Genomic DNA, 26997 nt, shown 5'->3' on the forward strand with positions numbered 1-26997 from the left:
AAGATGTATTATCAAAAATACTTATATATTTTTTTTTTAGTTCTAGCCTTAAGTTTATCTTTTTTTTCCACAAGCCAAGCTAAAGAATTTTTTATTAACGACATTGAAATTAGAGAAAAACTTGAGAATGATTTTAATAAAGAAAACCTCATAAACAAAGGTTTCCAAGAGGCATTTACTGAATTAATGACTAAATTAGTTCAATCAAAAAATCTAAATAAAGTGAAAAGTAACAGTCTCAATCAAATTAAAAGCATGATTGAAACATTTACTATTGAAGAGGAGAAATTTGTTAATAAGACGTACAATTTAAAAATTGGAGTTTCGTTTAATAAGAAAAAAATATTTGAATACCTCAGTTCAAAAAATGCTTTTCCATCTGAAATTAAAGAGGAAGATTTTTTATTTTTTCCAATACTTTTAGACCAAGCAAATAATGATATTTTAATTTATTCTAACAACTCATTTTATGATAATTGGAACTCTGTAGAAGATAAAAATTTTCTAGTAAATTATATTTTACCCACAGAAGATATAGAAGACTTAAATTTGATTAGAAAAAATTACTCTGAGATAGAAAATTACAATTTTGAAAATATTATAAAAAAATATTCACTGCAGAATTCAATAGTTGCTATATTTTTTAAAGATGAAAAAGAAATTAAGGTCTTATCTAAAATTGATATAAAAAATAAAAAAGTTATCAAAAGCAATTCCTTTAATAATATAAATCTTCAAGATGAGGGTAAATTAAAAAAAATAATCTATGATCTGAAGATTATTTATGAGGATTTTTGGAAAGAACAAAATATTATCAATACATCTATTAAGCTACCAATTTCAATTCGATTAGATGCTAAAAATTACGACTTATCATCAAAATTTGAAGAAATATTAAATGAGATAGATTTAGTAAATAATTTTTCAATAATTAGTTTTAATAAAGATTTTATAATTTATGAACTTATATTTAATGGAACGCGAAAAAACTTTATAAATATTATGCAAGAACAAAACTTAAATTTTGATACACAAAATAAAGTTTGGGTATTGAAATGACAGATTTAAATCAATTAATCATTAAGTTTGATTATGAAAAAAATTTTAAAGATGATGATTTTTATGTATCAACAAGCAATAAAAGTGTTTTTGATACTTTGAATAGTTGGCCCAAATGGGAAAAAAATTTTTTAAATATTGTTGGTGATAAATATTCTGGAAAAACCCATCTTATCAATATTTTTTTAAAAAAATTTAAAGGCTTAAAATTAAATACAAAATCTTTAAATGGTGAAGATCTCAACAAAATTAAGATTTATGAAAATATAATATTAGAAGATTTAGATGAAAATGTAGATGAAAAATTAATTTATAGTTTATTTAATATTATTGATATCGATAATAAATATATCATAGCTACATCTCAAAAACCTATTACAAGTATTGATTTTTCATTAGTAGATCTAAAATCAAGAACAAAAAATTTTTTGATACAAATAATTGATAAGCCTGATGACGAATTACTGTTTGCTTTAATTTTGAAAAATTTATCTGATCGACAAATATCAATTGATGAAAAGCTTATAAATTTCATTATTAAAAGAATAGATAGATCGTATGGCAATATATCCAATTTCATATATAAGATTGACGAACTTAGTTTAAAAAAAAGAAAACCGATTGATTTTAGGCTGATTAGAGAAGTTTTGGGAGATTAATTGAGCAATAAATATCGCACACATAACTGTAATGAATTAAGAAAAGAGCATGTAAATAATAATGCTGTTCTTTCTGGATGGGTCAATAAGAAAAGAGATCATGGAAATTTACTTTTCATAGACCTTAGAGATAATTATGGCGTAACCCAATGTATTATAGAAAAAGAAAACTCACATTTTAAACAATTAGAAAAAACTCAATTAGAAACGGTTGTTAGAATTGAAGGCAAAGTAGTTAATAGGTCAGAAGAAACTATAAATAAGGAAATTGCTTCAGGAGAGATTGAGGTGGTAATACAAAATTTTAAAGTGCTTGGAACTTGTAAAGAACTACCATTGCCAGTCTTTAGTGATCAAGAATATGCAGAAGATATTAGATTAAAGTACAGATTTCTAGATCTTAGAAGAAAAAAAATTCATGAAAATATTATTTTAAGATCAAAAGTTATTTCATTTATCAGAAATGAAATGGGTAAGTTAGGTTTTTTAGAATTTCAAACTCCTATATTAACTTCCTCAAGTCCTGAAGGAGCAAGAGATTTTTTGGTGCCGAGCAGATTAAACCCAGGAAAATTTTATGCTTTACCACAAGCTCCTCAACAATTTAAACAACTAATTATGGTTTCAGGGTTCGATAAATATTTTCAAGTTGCCCCATGTTTTAGAGATGAAGACGCTAGAGCTGATAGGAGCCCAGGAGAATTTTATCAATTAGATTTAGAAATGTCTTTTGTAGAACAGGAAGATGTTTTTAATGTTGTCGAAAAATTAATGGTTAATACTTTTAAAGAATTTTCAAAAAAAAAGTTACTCTTTGATAAATTTCCAAGGATTACATACAAAGAAGCAATGTTAAAATATGGATCTGACAAACCTGATTTAAGGAACCCTTTAATTATAAATGATATTACCGAAATTTTTTCAAGAGAAGATGTTAAATTCGAAATTTTTAAAAAACTTGTCAAATCAGGTTCTAGAGTGAGATGTATTGTAACAAAAAATACAAAAGATAAACCAAGAAGTTTTTTTGATAATATCGATAAATGGGCAAAAGAGCAGGGTGCATCTGGGCTTGCTTATTTTACTTTCGAGAAAGATGAAATCATATCTGGAAAAGGACCAGTTGGAAAATTCTTTTCATCAGAGTCTTTAGAGGAAATTATGAAATTAACTGGAGCTGATATAGGTGATAGCATATTTTTAGCCTGTTCTAAACAACAGGAACTTGAAAAAATTACTTCTTTAGCAAGAACTAAAATTGCAAAAGATCTTGATCTAATAGATGATAATATTTTTGCTTTTTGCTGGGTGGTTGATTATCCAATGTTTGAAAAAGATGAGGTTACCAATAAAATTGAATTTAGTCATAATCCATTTTCAATGCCGCAAGGTGAAATTGATCAAATAAATTTTGATAAGCCTTTAGATATATTAGCTTTTCAGTACGATATTGTTTGTAATGGTATTGAGTTATCGTCAGGCGCTATAAGAAATCATATACCAGAATTAATGTATAAACTTTTCTCTATAGCAGGATATGACAAAGCAGTTGTTGATGAGAAATTTAGTGGAATGATTAATGCATTAAGTTATGGTGCACCTCCACATGGTGGTATAGCACCAGGAATTGATAGAATAGTTATGTTACTTGCTAATGAAAAAAACATTAGAGAAGTCACAATGTTCCCAATGAATCAAAATGCTCAAGATCTAATGATGAATGCACCATCAGAGGTTAATGAAAAACAATTAAAAGAATTGAGTATTAGCTTAAAAACTAAAAAATAATTATTTTTTTCCTTTTAAACTTATTTTAACATCTGAAAGATCAACAAGATTTTTCTTGTAATTATTTCTCACAAAACCTTTGCTGGTAATATCTTTTACTATTTTCAATAATTGATTTTGATCCTCTGAATTCGTGTCTTCTTGTATAGCATTATCAGTTCCACCAATTGACGGAGTATGAGCTAAATCCTCTCTATTTTGATATGAAATAGCTAATTCTCTAAAAATATAATCAAGAATTGAAGTGGCACTCAAAATTCTATCATTACCATGGACTTTTCCTGAAGGTTCAAATTTTGTACCAACAAAAGCACTTATGAACTCGTCTAGTGGCACTCCATATTGTAGACCAAGAGATACAGCAATTGCGAAATTATTCATTAAAGCTTTCACTAATTCTCCTTCTTTGCTTGTGTCTATAAATATCTCTCCAATTTTACCATCTTCATATTCACCGGTATGTAAGTAAACTTTATGATCTCCAATTGTAGCTTTTTGGATATAACCTTTACGTCTATCAGGCATGCCAAATCTTTTTCCAGATTTTTCAGTTTTAGTTAAAATTTGATTTACATTTTTTTCAATATTTTCAGTTTTATTCTCTTTATTAGATGGAATTAGGTCAATTTTTTTATCTATGACCTTGTTGTTATTTGGATCTAAATTTTTTGTTTTTCTGTTATCAAGTTTGACGTCTAAAACTTCAAATTTTCCATCATCTCTTTTTTCAAGATTTTTTAATTCAGTCTCGTTTATCTCATCAAGATAATGATTAACCTTGAATGTACATGTATAGTAAGTTTCAACTAGATATTTTGCCATTTTACCCCAAATTTAAATTTTATTTTGATTAATGAATCAATTGATTTATATACAATTCCAAATTTTAGTCTAATTTAATTTATACAATTAACAATTGAATATAAAACTTTAAACATGCTGACAATTTTTAAAAAAATTTTCACTTGGTGGAATGTTGATACTTTTGGCACCAGATTAAAAACTATTTTATTTGGAAAGTTTGCTGGTTCAGATTCTTTTGGAAATAAATATTATGAGAGCAAAAATGGAAAACGATGGGTGATTTATGCAGATGAAATTGATGCATCAAAAATTCCAGTCGAGTGGTATTCTTGGATGCACTTCACACCTAATAAAATTGAAAAAAAACATGAATTAGATAAATACGATTGGCAAAAACCACATAAGCCAAATCCTACTGGTACCGAACAAGCTTATTATCCTAACAAGAATAAAGAAAATGCCATTAATAAAAAATATAAAAGTTGGAAATTTTAATAAACTTCTAATTAGCTTCATATTTTATATTATTTTTTTTCAATCATCTTACGCTCTATCAATTGAAAATTTTTTAGGCAAAAATACTGATATTAAAATTTTAGATAAAATTAGTTCCAAAAATGAACTGATAGATTTAATAATTGGTGAAGAGATTATTTATAAAGATCTAGCAATTAAAGTAATGAAATGTACCAATTCAGAGTTAGATGATAATCCTGAAGTTAAAGCTTATATTCAAGTGAGAGATTTAACAAAAAATAATAATGACAAAGTATATGTATTTAATGGATGGATGTTTTCCTCAAGTCCATCAATAGCACCTTTTGATCATCCTGTTTATGATATTTGGTTGGTTAATTGTTATTAAATAATTTTTTCTTTATCTAACCAGCTAACATTAAAATCTGAATCTATAAATTTTTTATGATTTAATAGTTTTTTATGTAAAGGAATAGTAGTTGTAATTCCTTCTATAACAAATTCATCAAGTGATCTGTTCATTCGTTGAATTGCTTCTGTCCTATTTCTGCCATGGCATATAAGCTTACAAACCATACTGTCATAAAATGGTGTTACTTTATAACCTTGAAAAATTGCACCATCTACTCTTGTTCTAAAACCTGATGGTTGATGGCACATAGTAATAATGCCCGGCGAAGGTTGGAAATTTTTGCTTGGATCTTCAGCGTTAATTCTACATTCTATTGCATGTCCTCTAGGATTAATGTCTGACTGTTTTAGAGCTGTTTCTCCAGTATATGCTATCCAAATTTGCTCTTTAATTATATCTATACCTGAAACCATCTCAGATACAGGATGCTCTACTTGAACTCTTGTGTTCATTTCTAAAAAATAGAATTTTCCATCTTCATATATAAATTCTACTGTTCCAGCACCTTCATAACCAATTTTACTTACCATTTTAACAGTTCGTTCAAAAAGATCTTTTCTGATTTCGTCATTTAAGACTGGACTTGGTGTTTCTTCTATAAGTTTTTGATGTCTCCTTTGAACTGAACAATCTCTTTCATGCAAATGTACTGTTCTATTTTTACCAGCTAAAACTTGTACTTCTATGTGCCTTGGGTTTTGAAAAAATTTTTCCAGATAAATTTCGTCGTTTCCAAAATATTTTAGTGCTTCAGATTTTGCTGTTGAAAACATAGTTTCAAAATCCTCTTCTTTTTGAACTATTTTCATTCCTTTTCCACCACCACCTGCAGATGCTTTAATTAAAACTGGAAAGCCAATTTTTTTACATAGCTCTTTTGCTTCTTTAACATCTCTAACTCCACCCTCGGATCCCTCAATAACAGGCAATCCATTTTCTTTAGCTATTTTTTTTGCTTGGATCTTATCTCCCATCATTTCAATTAATTTTGATGAAGCTCCAATAAATTTAATATTATTTTCTTCAAGCACTCTTGCAAAATTTGCATTTTCTGACAAGAAACCATAACCTGGGTGTACAGCCTCTGCATTTGTAATTTCTATTGCTGACATCAAATTTGGAATATTTAAATAGCTATTTGCAGGTTGATGCGATCCAATACAAACACTTTCATCTGCCATTCTTACATGCATGCTGTCTCTGTCGACATCTGAGTGAACAGCAACAGTTGCTATACCCCATTCTTTACAAGCTCTTATTACCCTAACCGCAATTTCCCCACGGTTTGCAATTAGAATCTTTTTAAACATTATTCTAGGATTATAATTGTTTGTCCAAACTCAACTGGTTGACCATCTTCAACACAAATTTCCTTCACAACTCCATCTGCAGTGGAAGGTACATGATTCATAGTTTTCATTGCTTCAACTATCATAACAGTATCTCCCTTTTTTATCTTTTTCCCAATCTCAACAAATTTTTTAGCACCAGGCTCAGGAGCATGGTAGGCTGTACCAATTATAGGTGAAGTAACTTGAATACCAGAAGTTGATTTGTTTTGTTCAACAGGATCTTCTCTGACAACCGATGAGTTTTGCACATTTGGTGTAGCTTGATTGTTTATTGATACATTATTTTTTGAAACTTTGATTTTTGTATCTTTGTCAGTAAATTCTATCTCTGTAAGTTTAAACTCATCTAAATATTCGCTTAACTCTTTTATTAAATTTTTATCTATTTTCATTTTTAATCATCTTTTCCAAGGAAATTATGGCCAAAATATAACCCTCTGAACCTAATCCGAATATTCCTCCAGTTACTATATTACTTATTAAAGATTTATGTCTAAATTCTTCTCTTTTATATATGTTAGATATGTGTAATTCAATAATTGGTTTCTTAAAGACATCAAGTGCATCTCTTATAGCTACGGATGTATGAGTATAGCCAGCAGCATTAATAATTATTCCATCGAAATTATTTCTAGCATCTTGAATTTTGCTAACAATTTCTCCTTCGACATTGGATTGGAAAAACTCTGCATCGATCTTTAATTCTTTAGTTTTTTCAATACATTTTTTTTTAAGATCATCAAACGTTATTGATCCATATTGTGATTGTTCTCTTTCACCTAATAGATTAAGATTGGGACCATTGATAATAATTATTTTATTATTCATTCATCTTTTATACACAATGAAAAAAATAAAAAAAATAAAAATCAAAATTAATGGTAAAATTGTTTCAATTGTTGAAGGATTATCTTTAAGTCGGATTATAAAAGACTTTAAAATACCTTTAAATAAAGTTGCTATAGAACTAAACAAAGAAATAGTAGATAAAAAAAGAATTAATAAGATTAAAATAAAAGATAAAGATATGATTGAAATTGTACATTTTATAGGGGGTGGATAGCAATGGTAGATCAATTAAAAGTGGCTAACAAAAAATTTAAATCAAGGCTTATAGTTGGTACAGGCAAATATAAAAGCATGTCTGAATGTGCCAAGGCAATAAAACTTTCAGGGGCCGATATAGTAACTGTTGCCGTGAGAAGAGTAAATATTTCTGATAAAAATAAGCCTTTGTTAATGGATTACATTGATCCAAAAAAAATTACATATTTACCCAATACAGCAGGTTGTTTTACCTCAGAGGATGCCTTGAGAACATTAAGATTAGCGCGAGAAATAGGGGGGTGGAAACTTGTAAAACTTGAAGTTCTAGGTGATAAAAAAAATCTTTTTCCTGACATGGTAGAGACTTTAAAATCTACAGAAGTTTTATCTAAAGAAGGATTTAAAGTGATGGTTTATTGTAATGATGATCCTTTGATGGCTAAGCGTTTAGAAAATGTTGGTGCCTCAGCGATAATGCCTTTAGCAGCGCCAATAGGTTCGGGGTTGGGAATTCTAAATAAAATTAATGTTCAGATAATAAGAAAACAAACAAATTTACCTCTAATAATTGATGCTGGTCTTGGTCAGGCTTCTGATGCAACTATAGCGATGGAATTAGGGTGTGATGGTGTTTTAGTTAATACAGCAATAGCCAAGGCAAAAAAACCTTATGAAATGGCTCAAGCGTTTAAAAATGCAGTTATTGCTGGAAGACAATCTTATCTTTCTGGAAGAATAGAAAAATCTATAATGGGAAATCCATCATCTCCTATCGCTGGAATTATTTAGTTTTTTTCTTAAAAAATTTTTTTTTAAAATTCTTTTTTTTATGAAATTTTTTATTCTCTTTATTATTTAATAATTTTTCATCTACTTTTTGCTGTTCTAGATTTTTTAATTTTTCATAATGCTCAACTAATTCAATAGTTTTGTTGGATTTGTTTTTCAGATCAATAATATACTCAGGAATAATAAGTGAATTATCTGTTATAATATCAATTTTCATTTTATTTTTTTTTTCAAAGTAAGTTAAGTCGTCAACAAAATTTTCTTTTAAAAAATCAGAGATTTTTTCACAAACTTTTAACTCTACAAATTTGGCTTTACTCAGCACTGATTTTATTTCCACAATTTTTAAAAGCTTTTGAGCAAATGACTCATCTGTTAGCTCAACTTTCCATTTGACTGCACTTTCTCTAAGTCTTTGTCTCGACATTTCTAGTAATCCAAAATTACTAATTCTACCAATTTGTATTCTAGCTCTATCCGTCCTACATTTTTCTTTTAATCTTCTTTCAACCATTCTTCTATTTCCGTAACTAAGCATATCAATAAAATCGATAATTATTAGACCAGAAAGGTCTCTTATTTTGATTTGTCTTGCAATCTCTTCTGCAGCTTCTAAGTTTGTATCAAGTGCTGTGCTCTCAACATTTTTTTGTTTTATGGAACTACCAGAGTTAATATCTATTGAAACTAGAGCTTCAGTTGGATTAATCACTAAATATCCTCCAGAATTTAATTTGATCTCAGATTCGAAGATTTGATTTAATTTTTGCTCAATATTTTCTTCAATAAACAATGGAACCTTGCCTCTATATTTCTTTATTTTTTTTACATGTGATGGCATCATCATCTTCATAAAGTTTTGAGCTTTTTTATAACCTTCGTTACCTTCTATGATTACATTTTTTGTATTTTCATCGTACATATCTCTTAGAGTTCTTTTTATTATTTCACTTTCTTGATGAACCAAAGAGGGAGCAATAGAATTTAAAGCAGTATCTTTAATTTGGTTCCATGTATTTTTTAAAGTTTCAAGGTCTTGGTTAATCTCATTTTTAGTCTTATTACTTCCAGCAGTTCTTACTATCAGACCCATCTCTTTTGGAATTTCAATTTCATTTAAAATTGATCTAATTTTTTTTCTATCAACAGGATTAAATATTTTTCTTGAGATACCACCACCTTTAGGAGTGTTTGGCATTAACACAATATATTTTCCAGCAATAGAAATGAATGTACTGAGCGCAGCTCCCTTTTGCCCTCTCTCATCTTTAATAACTTGAACAAGAATGACTTGATTTGGTTTTATTACTTCCTGAATTTTATATCTTTTAAATCTAAAAGGTTTTATTTTTGGTTTACTAATTTCACCTTCAGTTATCTCATTAACAACTTCGTCTGAATTTTTGTTTTCAGAAAGTTCAATTTGAGTGTTATCATTGGTTAATTCACTTAGTTGAATTTCATTTGTTTCTTTTTCAACTTCCAAAGGATCATCAATTTCTAGTTTACCCTCAGCTAAATTTTTCTCTTCTTTTGCCTCAACTTCTTTTGAAAGCTCTTCTCTAGCTTGCTCTTCTTGTTGCTTAATTATCTCTAGATCACTTTTTGGAATTTGATAGTAATCTGATTGAATATCATTAAATGATAAAAAACCATGTCTATCTCTTCCAAAATCTACAAAGGCTGCCTGTAGAGAAGGTTCAATTCTACTTACCTTACCTAAGTAGATGTTATTTTTAATAAGTGTATTTTTTAAACCTTCGTATTCGTAATCTTCAATATTATTTTCTGATTTAAGAACAACTCTAGTTTCATTTGGATGCGAAGCATCAATGTATAAATTTTTTTCCATATGATTTGATTAAATTGATTCATTATTTTTTAATTCTTTATATAAAATTTTGTTTTTAATAATGCCTTATCTTTAACAAATTCCATTATATAATGGAAATGAAATGACAAATATAATTAAAAATACACTAATTATAACTACTAGTCTTTTATTGCTATCACTGGTAACTGTTTTGATAGTTTTATGGACTTTTTCAAACAGTATCCCAGATTATAGGTTTTTAAAAAACTACAAACCGCCAGTATCAAGTAAAATGTATTCAGGAGAGGGTGATTTAGTTGCTGATTTTTCAAAAGAAAAAAGAATTTTTGTACCTTATGATGCAATTCCTAAAAATGTAATAAACTCATTTTTATCTGCAGAAGATAAGAATTTCTTCTCTCATCCTGGTGTTGATGCAAAGGGATTAATGAGAGCAATAATAAATAATATTGAAAATATCATTAATTCTAAAAGATTAGAGGGAGCATCCACAATAACTCAACAAGTTGCTAAAAACTTTTTACTAACAAATGAAGTTAGTATTAATAGAAAAATTAAAGAAGCAATACTGGCATTTAGAATTGAAAGAGCCCTAACAAAAGAAAGAATATTAGAATTATATCTCAATCAAATTTATCTTGGAAGTGGTGCCTATGGTGTGGCAGCTGCTAGTCTAGAGTATTTTGATAAATCTATTAAAGAATTAAATTATAATGAAGCAGCATTACTCGCAGCATTACCCAAAGCACCAAGTAAATATAACCCTTATAGAAATAAAGAGCTTGCAAAATTTAGAAGAGACTTGGTTTTAAATAATTTAAATGAAAATAATTTTATAAGTCAAAAAGAATATTCTCAGTTTAAAAATAGTCCAATTGAATTAAAAAAAACAAAAAAAGTTTTTTTTGAAGACTCTCAATATTATATTGAAGATGTAAGAAAAAAAATTATTGATCAATTAACTTATGAGAAAGTTTACAAACAAGGATATAATATTAACACACCGATTAATCTTGAATTACAAAAAATAGTCACCCAATCTTTAAGGAATGGATTACTTGCATATGACAAAAGAAAAGGTTGGAGAGGACCATTAAAGAATATTGAATACACTGATAATTGGTTAGAAAAAATTGAAAAAAAATTTAGATTAGAAAAATCAATTGGATGGCAATTAGCAATTGTTAAACAAGTAAATCAATTTAACACTATAATTGAGACTGAAAAAAATATTTCAGGGACAATAGAGTATAAAGATATTTCTTGGACTAAAAAAGATTTTAAAGATTTATTGAAAATTGGTGACATCATATATGTAAAAAAAATTGATAAGAATTATTTCAGTCTTGAACAACTCCCAAAAATAAATGGTGGCGCTGTAGTCATGGATCCATTTACAGGAAGAGTTTTGGCTTTAAGTGGAGGCTTCAGTTTTAAAAACAGTGAATTTAATCGTGCAACTCAGGCACTTAGACAACCAGGGTCAGCTTTTAAACCTTTTGTCTATGCGCTTGCTTTAGAAAATAAATATACCCCATCTTCATTAGTATTAGATGCGCCACTTGTTTTAGATCAAGGTGTTGATTTAAAAAAATGGAAGCCAGAAAATTATGGTAAAAAATTTTATGGCCCTTCAACATTGAGAGTTGGTTTAGAAAAATCAAGAAATCTTATGACAGTCAGGATTGCTCAAAATCTTGGTATAGATAAAATTACACAATTCTCAAAAGATATCGGAATATATGAAAAGCCTGAAGAGCTTTTATCAATATCACTTGGTTCTGCAGAAACTACATTAATAAATCTAACTTCTGCTTATTCATCATTTGTAAATGGTGGCAAGTTAGTGAGTCCAATTTTAATTGATAGAATTCAAGACGGTGAAGGAATTACAATCATAAATAATGAAAATAGAAAATGTAAAGATTGCGAAAGTGTTTCATTTACTGGTAAAAATTTTCCAAAAATAGAAGACAATTATAAACAAATTTTATCTCCTCAAACGGCATATCAAGTTACATCTTTATTACAGGGTGTTGTTGAAAGAGGAACAGGAAAAAAATTAAAAAAACTTGGATTAAATTTAGCTGGAAAAACTGGAACTACTAATGATAACACAGACGCTTGGTTTATAGGTTTTACATCAAATTTAGTGATAGGAGTTTATGTTGGTATGGATAATCCAGAACCACTTGGTAAATTTGAAACAGGATCTAAAGCAGCCTTACCAATATTTGAGGAATTTGTAAAAAAAGCAGTAAAAAAAGTCGATGCTAGACCTTTTAAAGTCCCTGGGAATATTACTCTCATGGTTGTGGATCCCAATACTGGCAATAAAGCAAAATTTAATTCTAAGAATACAATTATAGAGTCTTACAAAAGTCAAAATATATCTAATGGTAAAATTTTGTATTCAAATAATAATAGATTAGATACTAATAATATATTAAAGTTTTACTAATGGATGACAAATATTTAACATTTAAAAAAGAAATAGAAAAAATTAATAATAGAGTTAAGGAGTATCTTTGAGAAAAATGATATTCAATCTAAGTTAAATAATCATAATAATAAAATTTTAGAAGAAAATTTCTGGCAAGATAAATTAAAATCGCAAAAAATTTTAAAAGAAAAAAAATTATTTGAAGATTTAATAAATTCTTATCAAACTTCTGTAAATCAAATTAATGATCTTGATGATTTATATCAACTAGCATTGGAAGAAAATAATTTGGAAATTCAAAATGAGGTGAACCAAAATATATCTAATCTTAGAGTAGCGGCAAAGCAAATTGAGATAAAATGTTTTTTATCAAATGAAGCTGATTTATTAGATGCTTATGTTGAAATTCATGCTGGAGCAGGAGGAACAGAAAGTCAGGATTGGGCGGATATGTTAAGAAGAATGTATTTAAAGTGGTCAGATAATAAAAATTTTAAATATCAAATAGTAAGTGAGCACAAAGGGGATGAAGCCGGCATAAAGTCGACAACTTTAAAAATTGAAGGAGATTATATTTTTGGTTGGTTAAAAAATGAAAGTGGTATTCACAGATTAGTTAGAATCTCACCATTTGATTCTGGTGCTAGACGACATACAAGTTTTGCAAGTGTCTGGGTTTATCCAGTAGTTGATGAAAATATTAATATTGAAATTTTAGAAAAAGATTTGCGTATAGATACTTATAGATCGAGTGGAGCAGGTGGCCAACATGTTAATACTACGGATAGTGCTGTTAGGATAACGCATATGCCATCAAAAATTGTAGTCCAATGTCAAAATGAAAGATCACAACATAAAAATAAAGAAACTTGTATGAATATGTTAAGAGCAAGATTATATGATTTTGAAATGAAAAAAAAAGAACAGCAAAATCAAAATAATGAAGCTACAAAATCTGAAATAGGATGGGGTCATCAAATAAGGTCTTATATATTACAGCCGTATAGATTAGTTAAAGATAATAGAACTAACCATGAAAGCACAAGTCCTGATAAGATTTTAGATGGAGAAATTGACGAATTTTTAGAACAATCTTTATATCAAGTTAGATGAAAAAATTAATTTACAGAATAGTTATTAGTTCAGTATTGATAACCATTCTCACCATTATTTATCTAAGCACCATAGGTGTAAAAACAGAAAAGTTTAATGATCAAATAATTTCAAAAGTTAAAGAAATTAATTCGAATTTTGATCTAAAATTAAATCAAGTTAGTGTAAAATTAAACCCAATAAACCTTACAATTGATTTAAAAACTTTAGGAACCGACTTTTCATTTAAAAATAAAATTATTCAACTCGAAAACTTAAAAACTCAAATTTCATTAAAGTCAATTTTTAAAGATGAGTTTGCATTAAATGAAATATCAATTTCGACTAAGTCTATTCCTATTAAAAATTTAATTATTTTAGCTCAAGAGTTTACAGATTCTGAACAACTATTATTCGCCAATCAGATTTTAGATAACGGATATATTGTTACTGATTTAAAATTTGAATTTGATGAAATTGGAAATTTAAAAGATAATTTTATTATAAAAGGATTGGTTTATAACGCTCAACTTTCAGTATCAAATAAAAAAATAAGTAAATTAAATTTTATTTTTCAAGCTAACAATAAGGAATTAAATTTAGAAGATTTAACATTTTTATTAAATAATAAAAATTTAGTGATCCCAAAAATTAAAGCTGAAAGGCAGAATAATAATGTTTTAGTTGAAGGCAATATTCAAAGCAAAGATTTAAACCTTCAAAAAAATGAACTTAAAAAATTTACAGATAATAAGTTTTTGAATACAAATTTAAACAATCTAACCTTAAGTTCTGACTCTGATTTTAAATTTTATATAGATCAAAAATTTAAGATTAAAAATTTAAACATAAAATCATTAATCAATGTTAAAAAATTAGATATCAAAAATTCTTTAAGTAAAAATATTTTTTTACCAAATACAAAAGATAATATAATTTTTGAAAATCAGAAAATTGATTTAAATTACAATAACAATACAATTAAAATTGTTGGATCTGGTGAAGTTTTTATTCAAAATAATGCTGATTTTCTTAAATATAAAATTACTAATAATAAAGATGATTATTTTTATGATTTAAATTTAGATATTAAAAAAAATCCATTGGTTGTTGATTTTATAAATTTTGAAAAAAATATTGAAAATGATTTAAAGCTACAAATAAAAGGTGAACTAATAAAAAATAGATTAAAATTTGATAAAATTATCTTATCAGAAAATAAGAATGTTATATCTATTAAAAATTTAAAGCTATCAGATAAATATGAGATTGAAGAAGTAAATAATATTCAATTTAATTTTCAAGATAAATCAAATCATAAAAACGAGTTAGAGCTCAAAAAAAATAATAATGAATACTTAATTACTGGAAAAAGTTTTAATGCTGATAAATTGCTAACTGATTTATTAAAATCAAATGATAATGATAAAAAACAAATTTTTAGTAAAAATTTTAAATTAAAGATTGATATTAAAAAAATTTTATTAGATCCAAATAATGCAATCAATAATTTAAAAGGTGAAATTACTTTTAATAATAACAAAGTAACAAAATTAAACTTAGATTCAAATTTTTCTAATAATCAAAAAATAACGTTTACTATAAGAGAAAATAATGGTGAAAAAATAACAACATTATTCTCAGGTGAAGCCAAACCTTTTGTAGATAGATATAAATTCATAAAAGGTTTTAGTGAAGGAAAGCTTGATTTTTATTCAAGTAAAAAAGATAATGCATCTATATCAACACTAAAGATTTATGACTTTAAATTAAAAGAATTACCTATATTAACAAAAATTTTAACTTTAGCATCTTTACAAGGAATTGCCGATTTATTGTCAGGTGAAGGAATTCGTTTTAATGAATTTGAAATGAGTTTTTCTAATAAAGGAAATCTTATGACAATAGATGAAATATACGCAATTGGTCCTGCTATTTCTATTTTAATGGAAGGATATGTTGAAAAAGATAGCTTAATTAGTTTGAGAGGAACTTTAGTTCCAGCAACTACTATCAACAAGGCTATAGGATCTATACCATTAATAGGTAATATCTTAGTTGGTAAAAAAGTAGGTGAAGGTGTTTTTGGGGTAAGTTTTAAAGTTAAAGGACCACCTAAAAATTTAGAAACATCAGTGAACCCAATAAAAACACTTACACCAAGATTTATAATAAGAACTTTAGAAAAAATTAAAAAAAATTAGTTTAGTTCAATTTTTATATGTCTTTTTTTTCCTAATGATAATTTTAAAAAATTATCATTAAATAACTCTATAGAAATAATTTTTTTTTCATCAATAATGATCTCATTGTTAATTTTGACACCATTATTTTTTATGAGTCTTCGGACTTCACTTTTTGACTTTTCTAATTTAGAAAAAATCACAAGATCTAATATATTAAAATTTTCATTCAATTGATCTTTTTTAATTTTTACAGAGGGTAGATTTGAACCTGATGAGTTTTCAGAAAATGTTTCTTTAGCTATTTTTTCAGAATTTCGAGCTTCATTTTCTCCATGAAGCATTTCAGTAGTTTTATTAGCTAATAAAACTTTAAGTTCGTTAATATCTTTGCCTTTGACATTGTTAATCTCTTCAATAGTTAAATCTGTAAAAATATTTAAAAATTTTAATACATCCCTATCGTCAGTATTTCTCCAAAATTGCCAATAGTCGTATGGTGATAAAAATTTTTTATCTAGCCATACAGCGCCATTTTCAGTTTTACCCATTTTAGCACCTGAGGCTAGTGTAATTAATGGAGTTGTTAATCCATAGGCTTGATTATTTGAAAATCTTTTAATTAAGTCCACTCCATTAACAATGTTTCCCCATTGATCAGAGCCACCAATTTGTAAGATACAATTTTCTTTTTGGTTTAGCTCTAAGAAATCATAAGCTTGTAAAATCATATAATTAAACTCCATATAACTTAATGATTGCTCTCTATCTAATCGAGTTTTCACACTATCAAAAGTTAACATTTTATTGATGGTAAAATGTTTTCCAATATTTCTTAAAAAAGAAATATAGTTTAAATCTTTTAGCCAAGAATAGTTATTTACAAAAATTGGTTTTGTATCTTTGTCATTAGAAGATAAATAATTTTTTAAAATATTTCCTATATTTTTTGTATTTTTTTCAATTTCATTTTCATCTAAAATTTTTCTAGTCTTATCTTTTCCTGAAGGATCACCAATTCTAGTAGTACCACCACCTAATAGAACAATTGGTTGATGACCATGCTTTTGTAAAAGTCGTAGGCACATTATCTGAAGTAAACTACCAACATGTAAACTTTCAGCTGTACAATCAAAACCAATATAAGCTTTTATTTTTTTTTGATTGAGTAAATCAGATAATTCTTTTTCATTAGTACATTGATAGAAAAAACCTCTATCTTTAAATTCTTTTAAAAATTTGTTCATAAGCTTATAGTTCTACAATATACAAAAATTTCTAAAAAAAAATTAAATATGAAAAGAAAAATATTTACCGTTCTAGGCTTAATGAGTGGAACTTCGATGGATGGAGTTGATGTATCTTTAATCAAAACAGATGGACATGATTACTTTGAGCAAATATCTAATGAATTTTATGAATTTAGTAATGAATTGTATAAAGATTTAATATCTCTTAGAAAAAAAATTAACGAGCTTAAAGATTTAGATGAAAATATTGTATCTATAGGCGAAATTGAAAAGAAATTCACAATTTTTAATGCTAAAATTATAAATGAATTTGTCAAAAAAAATGGTCCAAAACCTGAATTAATAGGTTTCCATGGACAAACAGTTTACCACAATGTTAAAGAAAAAATTTCTAAGCAGTTAGGAGATGGTAATCTTTTATCTCAACTAACAAATTGTACAGTTGTTAATAATTTCAGAAAACAAGATATAGATAATTCTGGGCAAGGAGCTCCTTTAACTCCAATATTTCATTATCTAATTTCAAAGCAAATAAATAAGAAAAAAAAATTAACTTATCCTTTAAACATTATTAATATTGGTGGAATTACTAATGTTTCTACTATTTTAGGTAATAAAGAGATTCAAAAAGAAATTTTTGCGTATGACATCGCCCCTGGTAATTGCTTAATTGATGAATGGATGAGGAAAAATAGCAATAAAAAATTTGATGAAAATGGATTTCTTGCATCATCTGGAAAAGTTAATGAATTAATTCTAAATCAATCTATAGATAATTTTCAAATATCTTCGATTAAAGATTCAATGGATATAAATGATTTTGATATTTCGTTTGCAAAAGGTTTAAATCTTGAAGATGGATGTTCAACATTAAATGAATTTACTGCTTATTTAATTTCAGAAGGTTTAAAAAAAATTAATCAAGTTAATAATATTGAGGTTAAAAATTTTATTATATGTGGTGGAGGTAGAAAAAATAAAAAACTTGTTGAAAATATTTATAAATATTTTGGTGATAAAAAATTAATAATTAAAGATATTGATGTTTATCAATTTGATGGTGATTTTATAGAGTCTCAGGCATTTGGATATCTTGCGGTAAAAAGAATTTTAAATTTACCAATTACTTTTCCAACAACAACTAGATGTGAAAATCCATCATTAGGTGGTCAGATTATAAAAAATTATTAATAAAGAGCTGTTTCTTTTTTTATATATTTATCTAAATGCTTAACTAATTGATCTTCACTTTTTGAAAAGAAATGATTTGCATCAGGAACAGATTGAAATTCAACTTTAATTCCTTTTTGAGCACTTAATCTTTTATCTAACTCCGTTATATATTCCAGAGGAACTAATTCATCTTTTTTGCCATAAATCATCATCCCAGAAGTGGGACATGGTGAAAGAAATGAAAAGTCATAAGCATTTGGTTGAGGAGAAATTGCAATAAATCTATTGATCTCAGGTCTACGCATTAGTAATTGCATAGCTATTAGGGATCCAAAAGAAAAACCAGAAACCCAACATTGAGAGTTGTCAAAATTTTCTCTTTCAAGCCAATCTAAAGCTGCTGCAGCATCAGCCAATTCTCCTTGACCATTATCAAATTCACCATCACTTTTACCGACACCTCTAAAATTTACTCTACAAACTGAAAAATCATTTTCCATGAATGTTTTGAATGTTTCCACAACAACCTTATTATTCATTGTTCCGCCATATTGCGGGTGTGGCTGAAGAACTAAAGCAACTGGAGAGGTATTTTTTTTACTCTTAAAATATTTCGCCTCTAATCTTCCAGCTGGTCCAGGTATAAATATTTCTAAAATTTTATTGTCCATATTATTTAAATTTTTGAATAAAAAGACGTTTATTTAGCATATCTGCGCGTCAAAATGTTAGTACTTTTTTTAGTGACCTAAACTTGACTATTTTAGTCAAGTATCTATATACCCTCGTAAATCAATAAATTTTATGAAACTAACCTCAAAAGGAAGATATGCTGTCACCGCTCTAGTAGACTTAGCTAGATTTAATCGTGATAATCCAGTTTCTCTAAGAGATATATCTCTAAGACAAGGTATATCAATAGACTTTCTTGAACAAATTTTCTCAAAATTAAAAAAAAAAGAAATTGTTCAAAGTATTAGAGGAACACAGGGTGGATATGTTTTAAATAGACAACCGAATGAAATCAAACTTACGAATATTTTTGATGCAGTAGATGAAAAAGTAAAGACTGTTCAGTGTAAAAAAGAATCTAAAAAAGGATGTAATGGAAAAGCAACTAAATGTTTAACTCATAATCTTTGGGATGAATTAGAAAATCATATCAATAACTTTTTTGAAGAAAAAAGTTTAGAGGATTTAATCACAAAAAAAAATACAAGAAAGAATTCAGAATGGACACTAGAGAAAAAGATATAGAAAAGCTTAAAGATTATAAATATGGATTTTCTACAGATATTGAAAATACAAGAGCACCCAAGGGTCTAAATGAAGATGTCATAAGATTTATTTCCAATATTAAAAAAGAGCCAGAGTGGATGTTAAAATTTAGACTAAATGCATTCGAAAGATTTAAAGTTCTAAAAGAGCCAAATTGGCAAAAGCCAAAATATCCAAAAATTGATTATCAAGATTTGTATTACTATTCAGCACCAAAAAGCATGGACGACAAACCAAAAAGTTTAGATGAACTTGATCCTAAACTTTTAGAAACATATAAAAAACTTGGCATTCCTCTTCAAGAACAAGCAAGAATAAATGGAATAGCTGTAGATGCAGTATTCGACTCTGTTTCAGTTGCAACAACATTTAAAGAAGAATTAACAAAACAAGGAATAATTTTTTGCTCGATGTCAGAAGCAATTCAAAAACATCCAGAACTTGTTAAAAAATACCTTGGTTCAGTAATTCCAACAACAGATCATTTTTTTGCTACATTAAATTCAGCAGTTTTTACTGATGGATCTTTTGTTTATATTCCTGAAGGTGTTAGATGCCCCATGGAACTATCAACTTATTTTAGAATTAACGCATCTGAAACAGGTCAATTTGAAAGAACTCTTATCATAGCGGATAAAGGTAGCTATGTTAGTTATCTAGAAGGTTGTACTGCTCCAATGAGAGATGAAAATCAACTTCATGCAGCCAATGTTGAATTAATTGCACTTGATGATGCTGAGATTAAATATTCAACAGTCCAAAATTGGTACCCAGGTGATGAAAATGGTAAAGGTGGTATATATAATTTTGTTACAAAAAGAGGATTGTGTAAGGGAAAAAATTCTAAAATTTCTTGGACACAAGTAGAAACAGGATCTGCAATCACATGGAAATACCCAAGCTGTATATTAAAAGGTGATAACTCAACAGGTGAATTTTATTCTATTGCCATTACTAACAATCATCAAAAAGCAGATACTGGAACAAAGATGATTCATCTTGGTAAAAATACAAAAAGTAAAATTATATCTAAAGGAATTTCAGCAGGAAAATCTGATATGATGTACAGAGGGCTCGTAGACATCTCTTCAAAAGCAGATAATTCAAGGAATTTTACACAGTGTGACTCCCTATTGATGGGAAACAAATGTGGAGCTCATACTATTCCATATATTAAGAACAAAAATATAAAATCAAATATAGAACACGAAGCAACAACATCAAAGATTAGCGATGAGCAACTCTATTATTGTAATCAAAGAGGGCTAAGCCAAGAAGAAGCGGTAAGTTTAATTGTAAATGGTTTTTGTAAAGAAGTTCTTCAACAATTGCCTATGGAATTTGCAGTGGAAGCGCAAAAACTTGTTGGGATAAGTTTAGAAGGAAGCGTGGGTTAAAATGTTATCAATTCAAGATTTAAAAGCAAAAATTGATAATAAAGAAATTCTAAAAGGTTTAAATTTAGAAATTAATCCTGGAGAAGTTCATGCTATAATGGGCCCTAATGGTTCAGGTAAAAGTACACTATCAAATATTTTGTCTGGAAAAAAAGGATATGAAATTGAAGGTAAAGTTAATTTCAACAAAGAAGATCTATTAGAATTAGAAACAGAAGAGAGAGCCCACAAAGGAATATTTTTGGCATTTCAGTATCCACTGGAAATTCCAGGAGTAAATACTAATACATTTTTAAAAACATCATTAAACGCTATAAAAAAAGCAAGAGGAGAAAAAGAGCTTGATGCCTTAGAATTTCTAAAACTGATTAAAAAAAAATCTAAAGAATTAAAATTTGATGAAAAAATATTGAGTAGACAATTGAATGTAGGTTTTTCTGGTGGTGAAAAAAAGAAAAATGAAATACTTCAAATGTCAATTTTAAATCCAAAATTATCTATTTTAGATGAAACTGATTCTGGATTAGATATTGATGCGTTAAGAATAGTTTCAGAAGGAGTAAATTCATTAAGAACAAAAGACAACTCTTTTTTAATTATAACTCATTATCAAAGATTACTTGATTATATAAAACCTGATTTTGTACATGTACTTAAAAATGGTCAAATTATAAAATCAGGTGGGCCTGAGCTAGCAATGGATTTAGAAAAAAAAGGTTATGAGGATTTTGAATAATGCTTGATGAATTACAATTAAATTTTGAAAAATCTGTAAAAGATAATAATCTTTCCTCCAAAGAATTAGAAATAAAGAAATTAAATTTTGATAATTTTTTAAAGAATGGATTCCCAAATAAAAGATTAGAAGATTGGAAATTTCTAGATTTAAATCAGATATTAAAATCAGAATTTGAAAATTTTAATTTTCAGCAAGACTTAATTGATACTAAAGAAGAATATTTTAAAATTATAAAAGAATTTGAGCATAATCAAATTTTTTTATTAGATGGTGTTTTTTTTAGAAGTAACTTTCAATTTGAAGATATAGAAAAAATTAAAATTTCTAATGAAAAATATTATGATGAGCAAATAAATGAAAATAGTTTAGTTAACTTAAATCATGCTTTTGTTAAAAAGAGACTTAAAGTTGAGGTTTTAAGCGGATATAAAGCTAATAAACCACTGATTATTTACAGCAATATTTCAGATAAAAGCAAGTCTTCTATTATCAATTCGAATATAGAATTAGTCCTTGGAGAAGATAGTTCATTAGAGGTTATAAATTTATCAAACACACCTAAGCATATTAATTTTTTTAATTGTTTCTGCAGTACGACCATAAAAGACAATGCTGTTCTCAAGGTTTTTGATATTAATAAAGATAAAAAAAATATTATTGAATATAATTTTGATGAAATTGATTTAAATAAAAATAGTCATTTAGAATACTTTATTTATTCTAGTGGGTCTAAATTTAAAAAACATGAAATTAATTGCTCATTAAATCAACAATATGGATCAGCAGTTATTAATGGTATTTTAAATCTAGGTAAAGACAATCAACATGAAATTAAGACAACTATTAATCACAATGAAGAAAATTGTCGAAGTTATCAACTAATTAAGAATGCACTAAATGAAAAATCAAAGGGAGTATATCAAGGAAAAATTTTCGTTGATCAGAAAGCTCAAAAAACAGATGGTTATCAATTAAGTAGAGCACTTTTACTAAGTGGTGAAAGCGAATTTAATGCTAAACCTGAACTAGAAATTTATGCTGATGATGTAAAATGCTCACATGGCTCAACTTCAGGAAATATTGATGAGAATGCTATTTTTTATCTTATGTCGAGAGGATTATCATATTATCAATCAAGGCAACTTCTTATAAATGGCTTTTTACAGGAAGTTATAGAAAAAATATCTGACCCTGAGATCAAAGAATTAATAAAAAAAATAACTGGAATAAAAGATGAAAATTGATCAGATTAAAAAAGAGTTTCCAATTTTTGATGAAAAAATTCAAAATAATGACCTTGTTTATTTAGATAGTGCAAATTCATCACAAAAACCAAAAGTGGTTATTGATAGAATAAATGAATTTTATACAAAGCAATTTTCTAACGTTGGAAGAAGTGTTCATTATTTAGCTGTTGCAGCAACAAATTTGTATGAAAATACAAGAACATCTGTTCAAAAATATATTAATGCTAAAGATAAAAACGAAATTGTTTTTACAAAAGGTGCAACAGAAGCTCTTAATTTAGTTGCAAATACTTTAGGGCAAAAGTATTTAGAAGAAGGTGATGAAGTAATTATCACAGAATTGGAACACCATTCTAACTATGTGCCTTGGCATTTTTTAAGAAAATCTAAAAATATAAAAATTAACTTTGCTGAAACAAATGAATTTGGTGAAGTTCCTATTGAGAATATTGAAAAATTAATTACTGCAAAAACAAAGATTATTGCTGTTAATCATTTATCAAATGTAACAGGTGCAATTTTACCAATTAAGGAAATAACACAATTAGCGCATTCAAAAGGCATAATTGTTGTTGTCGATGGATGTCAAGGAGCGCCACATTTAAAAATTGATGTTCAAGATTTAGATTGTGATTTTTATGCTATTTCATGTCACAAAATGTATGGACCCACAGGGCTTGGTATTCTTTATGGTAAAAAAAAATGGCTAGATGAATTACCTCCCTACCAGGGTGGTGGCGGAATGATTAGAGAGGTGAAAAAAGACCGTATTTCTTATGGTGATTTGCCTAACAAATATGAAGCTGGAACAATGGCAACTGCTCAAGTCATAGCATTTGATCAGTCTATAAAATTTTTAGAAAAGGTTGGAATAGAAAATGTGATCCAACATGAAAAAGAATTAATTGAATATGGACAGGAAATTTTAAAAAAAAATAATTCTGTTAAATTAATTGGGAATCCAAAAAATAAAGGTGGTGTATTATCATTTACTATTGAAGGAGTGCACCCACATGATATCGCAACAATTTTAGATGAAGATGGCGTAGCAATAAGAGCAGGACACCACTGTTGTCAAATCCTTCATGATAAATTGGGAATTCCTGCTAGCGCTAGAGCGTCTGTTGGAATTTATAACACCAAAGATGATTTAGACCAATTAAATGAGTCTATTAATAAGTGTAAAAAAATTTTTGATCTATAATGAATTTAAAAGAACTATATCAAGAGATTATTTTAGAACATGGGAAAAACCCGAGAAATTTAAGAAAAACAGAAAACTTTAATAAAGATGCGAAAGGTAATAATCCATTATGTGGTGACAATGTACATGTTTATCTAAAATTAGATGAAAACAAAAAAGTTCATGATATTTCTTTTGAAGGAAGTGGATGTGCGATATCTATGGCCTCCGCATCGATAATGACTGATCTTATTAAAGGTAAAGCTGAAAAAGAAGTTAAAGAAATTGTTGAGGACTTTCTATCAATGATCAAAGAAAATCCAGATTTAAATACAAATCTGTTAAAAGAGGATGAAAAAACAAAGCTTATGTGTTTATCTGGAGTAAAACAATATCCAATGAGAGTAAAGTGTGCGACTTTATCTTGGCACACATTAGTGACAGCAATTGATGGAAAAAATATAGAAGTTAATACTGAAAAAACAAATTAAACATTATGAGTACAAAAGAAAAAATAATTGAAGAAATTAAAAAAATTTATGATCCAGAACTGCCAGTAAACATTTATGAGCTGGGTTTAATTTACGATATTCAAGTTGAAGATAAAAAAGCAAAAATTAAAATGACATTAACTACTCCAAATTGTCCAGTTGCAGAAAGTTTGCCAAAAGAAGTTAAGGATGGTGCAATGCAAGTTGAAGAAATAGAGGATGTAGATTTACAATTAGTTTGGGACCCTCCATGGAATAAAGATATGATGTCTGAAGCTGCAAAATTGGAGTTAAATTTATAATGAACCCAATAATTAAACTCAGTGATAACGCAGCTCAACGTATTAAGGAAATTATGTCCCAAGCAGAAAAAGATGCTTTAGGGGTTCGAGTTTCAGTTAAGTCAGGTGGTTGCGCGGGCATGTCTTATGTGATGGAATACACCAAAAAAGCAAATCCAGGTGATGAGATAATTGAGGATAAAGGTGTAAAAGTTTTTGTAGACTCTGCTGCTATTATGTACTTGCTTGGTACTGAAATGGATTACAAAAAAGAGGAGTTATCCTCATCATTTGTATTTAATAATCCCAATGAAACTGAGAGATGTGGGTGCGGAGAGTCCTTTAAAATAGGATAGGACATAACATCCCATAACACGCATATCAGTATTGCATAATATGCATATCTAATGTATATGATTCATATGAACAAATTTGAATTTAAAAACTTAGTTAAATCCCTAAAAAATTCTCTGCAACAGAGAACTTTTTTTAAAGACCTAAGAAAAGAAGTAGAAACTGGTGCTAACGGCACGCAGGACTACGTGGTCAAAAAAGGAATTAACAAAGACACAGTTGCAACTACTAGACAGTAATTAAATATTAACTGCTGTAGTACATCTCAAACTCAACAGGATGAGGTGCGTGCTCAAATTTATGAATCTCCTCAAATTTAAGTGCAATGTAAGCATCGATTTGATCATCTGTAAATACCCCACCTTGAGTTAGGAAATCTCTATCTTTATCTAAGCTTTCCATTGCTTCTCTCAATGATCCACAAACTGTTGGAATAGCTTTTACTTCTTCAGGTGGAAGCTCATACAAGTCTTTATCAAATGACTCACCAGGATGAATTTTGTTTTTAATTCCATCAAGACCGGCCATTAGCATTGCTGCGAATGTAAGGTATGGGTTACCAGATGCATCTGGAAATCTGATTTCACATCTTGCACCTTTTTTACTTAAGGTAATTGGTATACGACATGATGCAGATCTATTTCTCGCAGAATATGCAAGTAGCACTGGTGCTTCAAAACCAGGAACTAATCTTTTGTAACTATTGGTTGTTGAATTAGCAAATGCATTAATTGCTTTTGCATGTTTTAATATTCCACCAATATAGTGCAAAGCAGTTTCTGATAAACCTGCATACGCATCACCTGAAAATACTGGAGTATTACCTTTCCAAATTGATTGGTGAATGTGCATTCCTGATCCATTATCTCCAGCAACTGGTTTAGGCATAAAAGTAGCTGTTTTACCAAATGAGTGTGTTACCATTTGCACAACGTATTTGTATAATTGAACGTTATCTGCTTGATCAACTAAAGTTCCAAAATACATACCAAGTTCGTGCTGACTTGGAGCAACCTCGTGATGATGTTTCTCAACTTTAATTCCAACCTCTTTTAAATTCTTAAGATATTCTCCTCTCATATCTTGTTCACTATCAACTGGAGGTACAGGAAAGTATCCACCTTTAACTGGAGGTCTATGTCCCATATTTCCGTTTTCATAAACTTTACCTGAGTTATATGGACCTTCTTTACTATCTAAAACAAATCCTGTGTTGTTTGGATCATTATTAATTCTTACATCATCAAAAACGAAAAATTCTGGTTCTGGACCAAAAAAGGCTTTATCACCTATGCCTGAAGATTTTAGATATTCTTCTGCTTTTTTAGCAACACCTCTAGGATCTCTTTCATAGAGAGATTTTTTTACAGCATCTAAGATGTCACAAAAAAGTACTACTGTATTGTGCGATGTAAATGGATCCATAAACATTCTTGCAGTATCTGGTTTTAAAATCATGTCAGATTCATTAATAGCTTTCCAACCAGCAATTGATGAACCATCAAAGAAAACACCTTCGTTAAGCATATTTTCATCAACAATAGTTGCATCCATTGTTAAATGTTGAAGTTTACCTCTTGGATCTGTAAATCTAAGATCTACGAATTCTGCTTCTTTTTCTTTAATAAATTTTAAAACATTTGATGCACTCATTTTTACTCCTTT

At 28.0% G+C, this 26997-nt stretch carries 28 protein-coding genes; 20 read left to right on the forward strand and 8 right to left on the reverse strand.

Translation table 11 applies throughout. The features are described from left to right. The first annotated feature begins 3 nt into the window (after positions 1–3). Genes B9N70_RS01200 through aspS form a run of 3 tightly spaced genes read left to right on the forward strand, consistent with a single transcriptional unit; the run spans position 4 to position 3506 of the window. Entirely contained in the window at positions 4–1059 is a 1056-nt protein-coding gene (locus B9N70_RS01200; protein ID WP_085113993.1) for a hypothetical protein, read from the forward strand. Continuing rightward, a complete protein-coding gene (locus B9N70_RS01205; RefSeq protein WP_231909408.1) occupies positions 1056–1718 on the forward strand; it encodes a DnaA ATPase domain-containing protein in 663 nt (220 codons plus the stop codon). Before B9N70_RS01200 ends, B9N70_RS01205 begins: the two co-directional genes overlap by 4 nt. Next, positions 1719–3506, forward strand: coding sequence for an aspartate--tRNA ligase (gene aspS, locus B9N70_RS01210; RefSeq protein ID WP_085113995.1), 1788 nt, complete (start codon positions 1719–1721; stop codon positions 3504–3506). It abuts the gene before it with no gap. On the opposite strand, the gene B9N70_RS01215 is transcribed toward aspS, so the two are convergent. Next, a complete protein-coding gene (locus tag B9N70_RS01215; RefSeq protein ID WP_085113996.1) occupies positions 3507–4328 on the reverse strand; it encodes a TSCPD domain-containing protein in 822 nt (273 codons plus the stop codon). It abuts the gene before it with no gap. A 114-nt stretch (positions 4329–4442) separates the two neighbouring features. Here B9N70_RS01215 and B9N70_RS01220 point away from each other — a divergent pair, with 114 nt between their 5' ends. Beyond that, a complete protein-coding gene (locus B9N70_RS01220; protein ID WP_085113997.1) occupies positions 4443–4805 on the forward strand; it encodes an NADH-ubiquinone oxidoreductase subunit NDUFA12 family protein in 363 nt (120 codons plus the stop codon). Beyond that, positions 4768–5175: a DUF2155 domain-containing protein gene (locus B9N70_RS01225; protein WP_085113998.1), complete on the forward strand. Its 408-nt coding sequence runs from the start codon at positions 4768–4770 to the stop codon at positions 5173–5175. The genes B9N70_RS01220 and B9N70_RS01225 overlap by 38 nt, the downstream gene beginning before the upstream one ends. Here the strand turns inward: B9N70_RS01225 and accC are convergent. Genes accC through aroQ form a run of 3 tightly spaced genes read right to left on the reverse strand, consistent with a single transcriptional unit; the run spans position 5172 to position 7379 of the window. Next, positions 5172–6509, reverse strand: coding sequence for an acetyl-CoA carboxylase biotin carboxylase subunit (accC, locus tag B9N70_RS01230; protein WP_085113999.1), 1338 nt, complete (start codon positions 6507–6509; stop codon positions 5172–5174). The two genes, B9N70_RS01225 and accC, sit on opposite strands and share 4 nt — an antisense overlap. After that, positions 6509–6943 (reverse strand): acetyl-CoA carboxylase biotin carboxyl carrier protein, encoded by a 435-nt coding sequence (locus B9N70_RS01235; RefSeq protein ID WP_085114000.1) that lies wholly within the window; start codon positions 6941–6943, stop codon positions 6509–6511. The genes accC and B9N70_RS01235 overlap by 1 nt, the downstream gene beginning before the upstream one ends. Beyond that, positions 6930–7379 (reverse strand): type II 3-dehydroquinate dehydratase, encoded by a 450-nt coding sequence (gene aroQ, locus B9N70_RS01240; protein WP_085114001.1) that lies wholly within the window; start codon positions 7377–7379, stop codon positions 6930–6932. Before aroQ ends, B9N70_RS01235 begins: the two co-directional genes overlap by 14 nt. A 16-nt stretch (positions 7380–7395) precedes the next feature. Here aroQ and thiS point away from each other — a divergent pair, with 16 nt between their 5' ends. Further along, positions 7396–7614, forward strand: coding sequence for a sulfur carrier protein ThiS (thiS, locus tag B9N70_RS01245; protein ID WP_085114002.1), 219 nt, complete (start codon positions 7396–7398; stop codon positions 7612–7614). Positions 7615–7616: 2 nt separating this feature from the next. Beyond that, entirely contained in the window at positions 7617–8387 is a 771-nt protein-coding gene (locus tag B9N70_RS01250; protein WP_085114003.1) for a thiazole synthase, read from the forward strand. Here B9N70_RS01250 and B9N70_RS01255 read toward each other — a convergent pair. Continuing rightward, the gene (locus B9N70_RS01255; protein ID WP_085114004.1) at positions 8380–10239 is read right to left on the reverse strand and encodes an Rne/Rng family ribonuclease; all 1860 of its coding nucleotides are present in this window, start codon (positions 10237–10239) and stop codon (positions 8380–8382) included. The two genes, B9N70_RS01250 and B9N70_RS01255, sit on opposite strands and share 8 nt — an antisense overlap. A 103-nt stretch (positions 10240–10342) precedes the next feature. Between B9N70_RS01255 and B9N70_RS01260 the strand changes: the two genes are divergently transcribed. From B9N70_RS01260 to B9N70_RS01270, 3 genes are read left to right on the forward strand one after another with little or no spacing between them, the layout of a single operon-like run. Further along, positions 10343–12682: a penicillin-binding protein 1A gene (locus B9N70_RS01260; RefSeq protein ID WP_085114005.1), complete on the forward strand. Its 2340-nt coding sequence runs from the start codon at positions 10343–10345 to the stop codon at positions 12680–12682. A gap of 45 nt (positions 12683–12727) precedes the next feature. Then, positions 12728–13777, forward strand: a complete 1050-nt coding sequence (gene prfB, locus B9N70_RS01265; protein WP_172819963.1) for a peptide chain release factor 2 — start codon at positions 12728–12730, stop codon at positions 13775–13777. Beyond that, positions 13774–15960 carry an AsmA-like C-terminal region-containing protein gene (locus B9N70_RS01270; protein WP_085114007.1) on the forward strand — a complete coding sequence of 729 codons (2187 nt, stop codon included), beginning with the start codon at positions 13774–13776 and terminating at the stop codon, positions 15958–15960. The genes prfB and B9N70_RS01270 overlap by 4 nt, the downstream gene beginning before the upstream one ends. On the opposite strand, the gene tyrS is transcribed toward B9N70_RS01270, so the two are convergent. Further along, positions 15957–17186 carry a tyrosine--tRNA ligase gene (tyrS, locus tag B9N70_RS01275; protein WP_085114008.1) on the reverse strand — a complete coding sequence of 410 codons (1230 nt, stop codon included), beginning with the start codon at positions 17184–17186 and terminating at the stop codon, positions 15957–15959. The genes B9N70_RS01270 and tyrS overlap by 4 nt on opposite strands. Before the next feature lie 48 nt (positions 17187–17234). Here tyrS and B9N70_RS01280 point away from each other — a divergent pair, with 48 nt between their 5' ends. Beyond that, positions 17235–18380 carry an anhydro-N-acetylmuramic acid kinase gene (locus tag B9N70_RS01280; RefSeq protein WP_085114009.1) on the forward strand — a complete coding sequence of 382 codons (1146 nt, stop codon included), beginning with the start codon at positions 17235–17237 and terminating at the stop codon, positions 18378–18380. Here B9N70_RS01280 and B9N70_RS01285 read toward each other — a convergent pair. Beyond that, complete coding sequence (locus tag B9N70_RS01285) at positions 18377–19021, reverse strand: alpha/beta hydrolase (RefSeq protein WP_440912530.1); 645 nt, start codon at positions 19019–19021, stop codon at positions 18377–18379. The two genes, B9N70_RS01280 and B9N70_RS01285, sit on opposite strands and share 4 nt — an antisense overlap. Positions 19022–19166: 145 nt before the next feature. On the opposite strand from B9N70_RS01285, the gene B9N70_RS01290 reads away from it, so the two are divergent. From B9N70_RS01290 to B9N70_RS07085, 9 genes are all read left to right on the forward strand, one after another. Continuing rightward, on the forward strand, positions 19167–19619 hold the full coding sequence (locus B9N70_RS01290; RefSeq protein WP_085114011.1) for an RrF2 family transcriptional regulator: 453 nt from the start codon (positions 19167–19169) through the stop codon (positions 19617–19619). Continuing rightward, positions 19595–21037, forward strand: a complete 1443-nt coding sequence (sufB, locus tag B9N70_RS01295) for a Fe-S cluster assembly protein SufB (protein ID WP_085114012.1) — start codon at positions 19595–19597, stop codon at positions 21035–21037. Before B9N70_RS01290 ends, sufB begins: the two co-directional genes overlap by 25 nt. A gap of 1 nt (position 21038) precedes the next feature. After that, positions 21039–21773: a Fe-S cluster assembly ATPase SufC gene (gene sufC / locus B9N70_RS01300; RefSeq protein ID WP_085114013.1), complete on the forward strand. Its 735-nt coding sequence runs from the start codon at positions 21039–21041 to the stop codon at positions 21771–21773. Next, entirely contained in the window at positions 21773–23020 is a 1248-nt protein-coding gene (gene sufD / locus B9N70_RS01305; RefSeq protein WP_085114014.1) for a Fe-S cluster assembly protein SufD, read from the forward strand. Before sufC ends, sufD begins: the two co-directional genes overlap by 1 nt. Beyond that, positions 23010–24227 (forward strand): aminotransferase class V-fold PLP-dependent enzyme, encoded by a 1218-nt coding sequence (locus B9N70_RS01310; RefSeq protein ID WP_085114015.1) that lies wholly within the window; start codon positions 23010–23012, stop codon positions 24225–24227. The genes sufD and B9N70_RS01310 overlap by 11 nt, the downstream gene beginning before the upstream one ends. After that, positions 24227–24697, forward strand: a complete 471-nt coding sequence (gene sufU, locus B9N70_RS01315; protein WP_085114016.1) for a Fe-S cluster assembly sulfur transfer protein SufU — start codon at positions 24227–24229, stop codon at positions 24695–24697. Before B9N70_RS01310 ends, sufU begins: the two co-directional genes overlap by 1 nt. Before the next feature lie 5 nt (positions 24698–24702). Continuing rightward, the gene (locus B9N70_RS01320) at positions 24703–24999 is read left to right on the forward strand and encodes an iron-sulfur cluster assembly protein (RefSeq protein WP_085114017.1); all 297 of its coding nucleotides are present in this window, start codon (positions 24703–24705) and stop codon (positions 24997–24999) included. Continuing rightward, positions 24999–25334 carry a HesB/IscA family protein gene (locus B9N70_RS01325; protein WP_085114018.1) on the forward strand — a complete coding sequence of 112 codons (336 nt, stop codon included), beginning with the start codon at positions 24999–25001 and terminating at the stop codon, positions 25332–25334. The genes B9N70_RS01320 and B9N70_RS01325 overlap by 1 nt, the downstream gene beginning before the upstream one ends. 66 nt (positions 25335–25400) lie before the next feature. Continuing rightward, positions 25401–25571, forward strand: a complete 171-nt coding sequence (locus B9N70_RS07085; RefSeq protein ID WP_172819937.1) for a hypothetical protein — start codon at positions 25401–25403, stop codon at positions 25569–25571. A gap of 7 nt (positions 25572–25578) precedes the next feature. On the opposite strand, the gene glnA is transcribed toward B9N70_RS07085, so the two are convergent. Then, positions 25579–26985, reverse strand: a complete 1407-nt coding sequence (glnA, locus tag B9N70_RS01335; protein WP_085114020.1) for a type I glutamate--ammonia ligase — start codon at positions 26983–26985, stop codon at positions 25579–25581. Between the last annotated feature and the right edge of the window lie 12 nt (positions 26986–26997).

This window comes from Candidatus Pelagibacter sp. HIMB1321 (genome assembly GCF_900177485.1).
In the GTDB taxonomy this organism is placed as follows: domain Bacteria; phylum Pseudomonadota; class Alphaproteobacteria; order Pelagibacterales; family Pelagibacteraceae; genus Pelagibacter.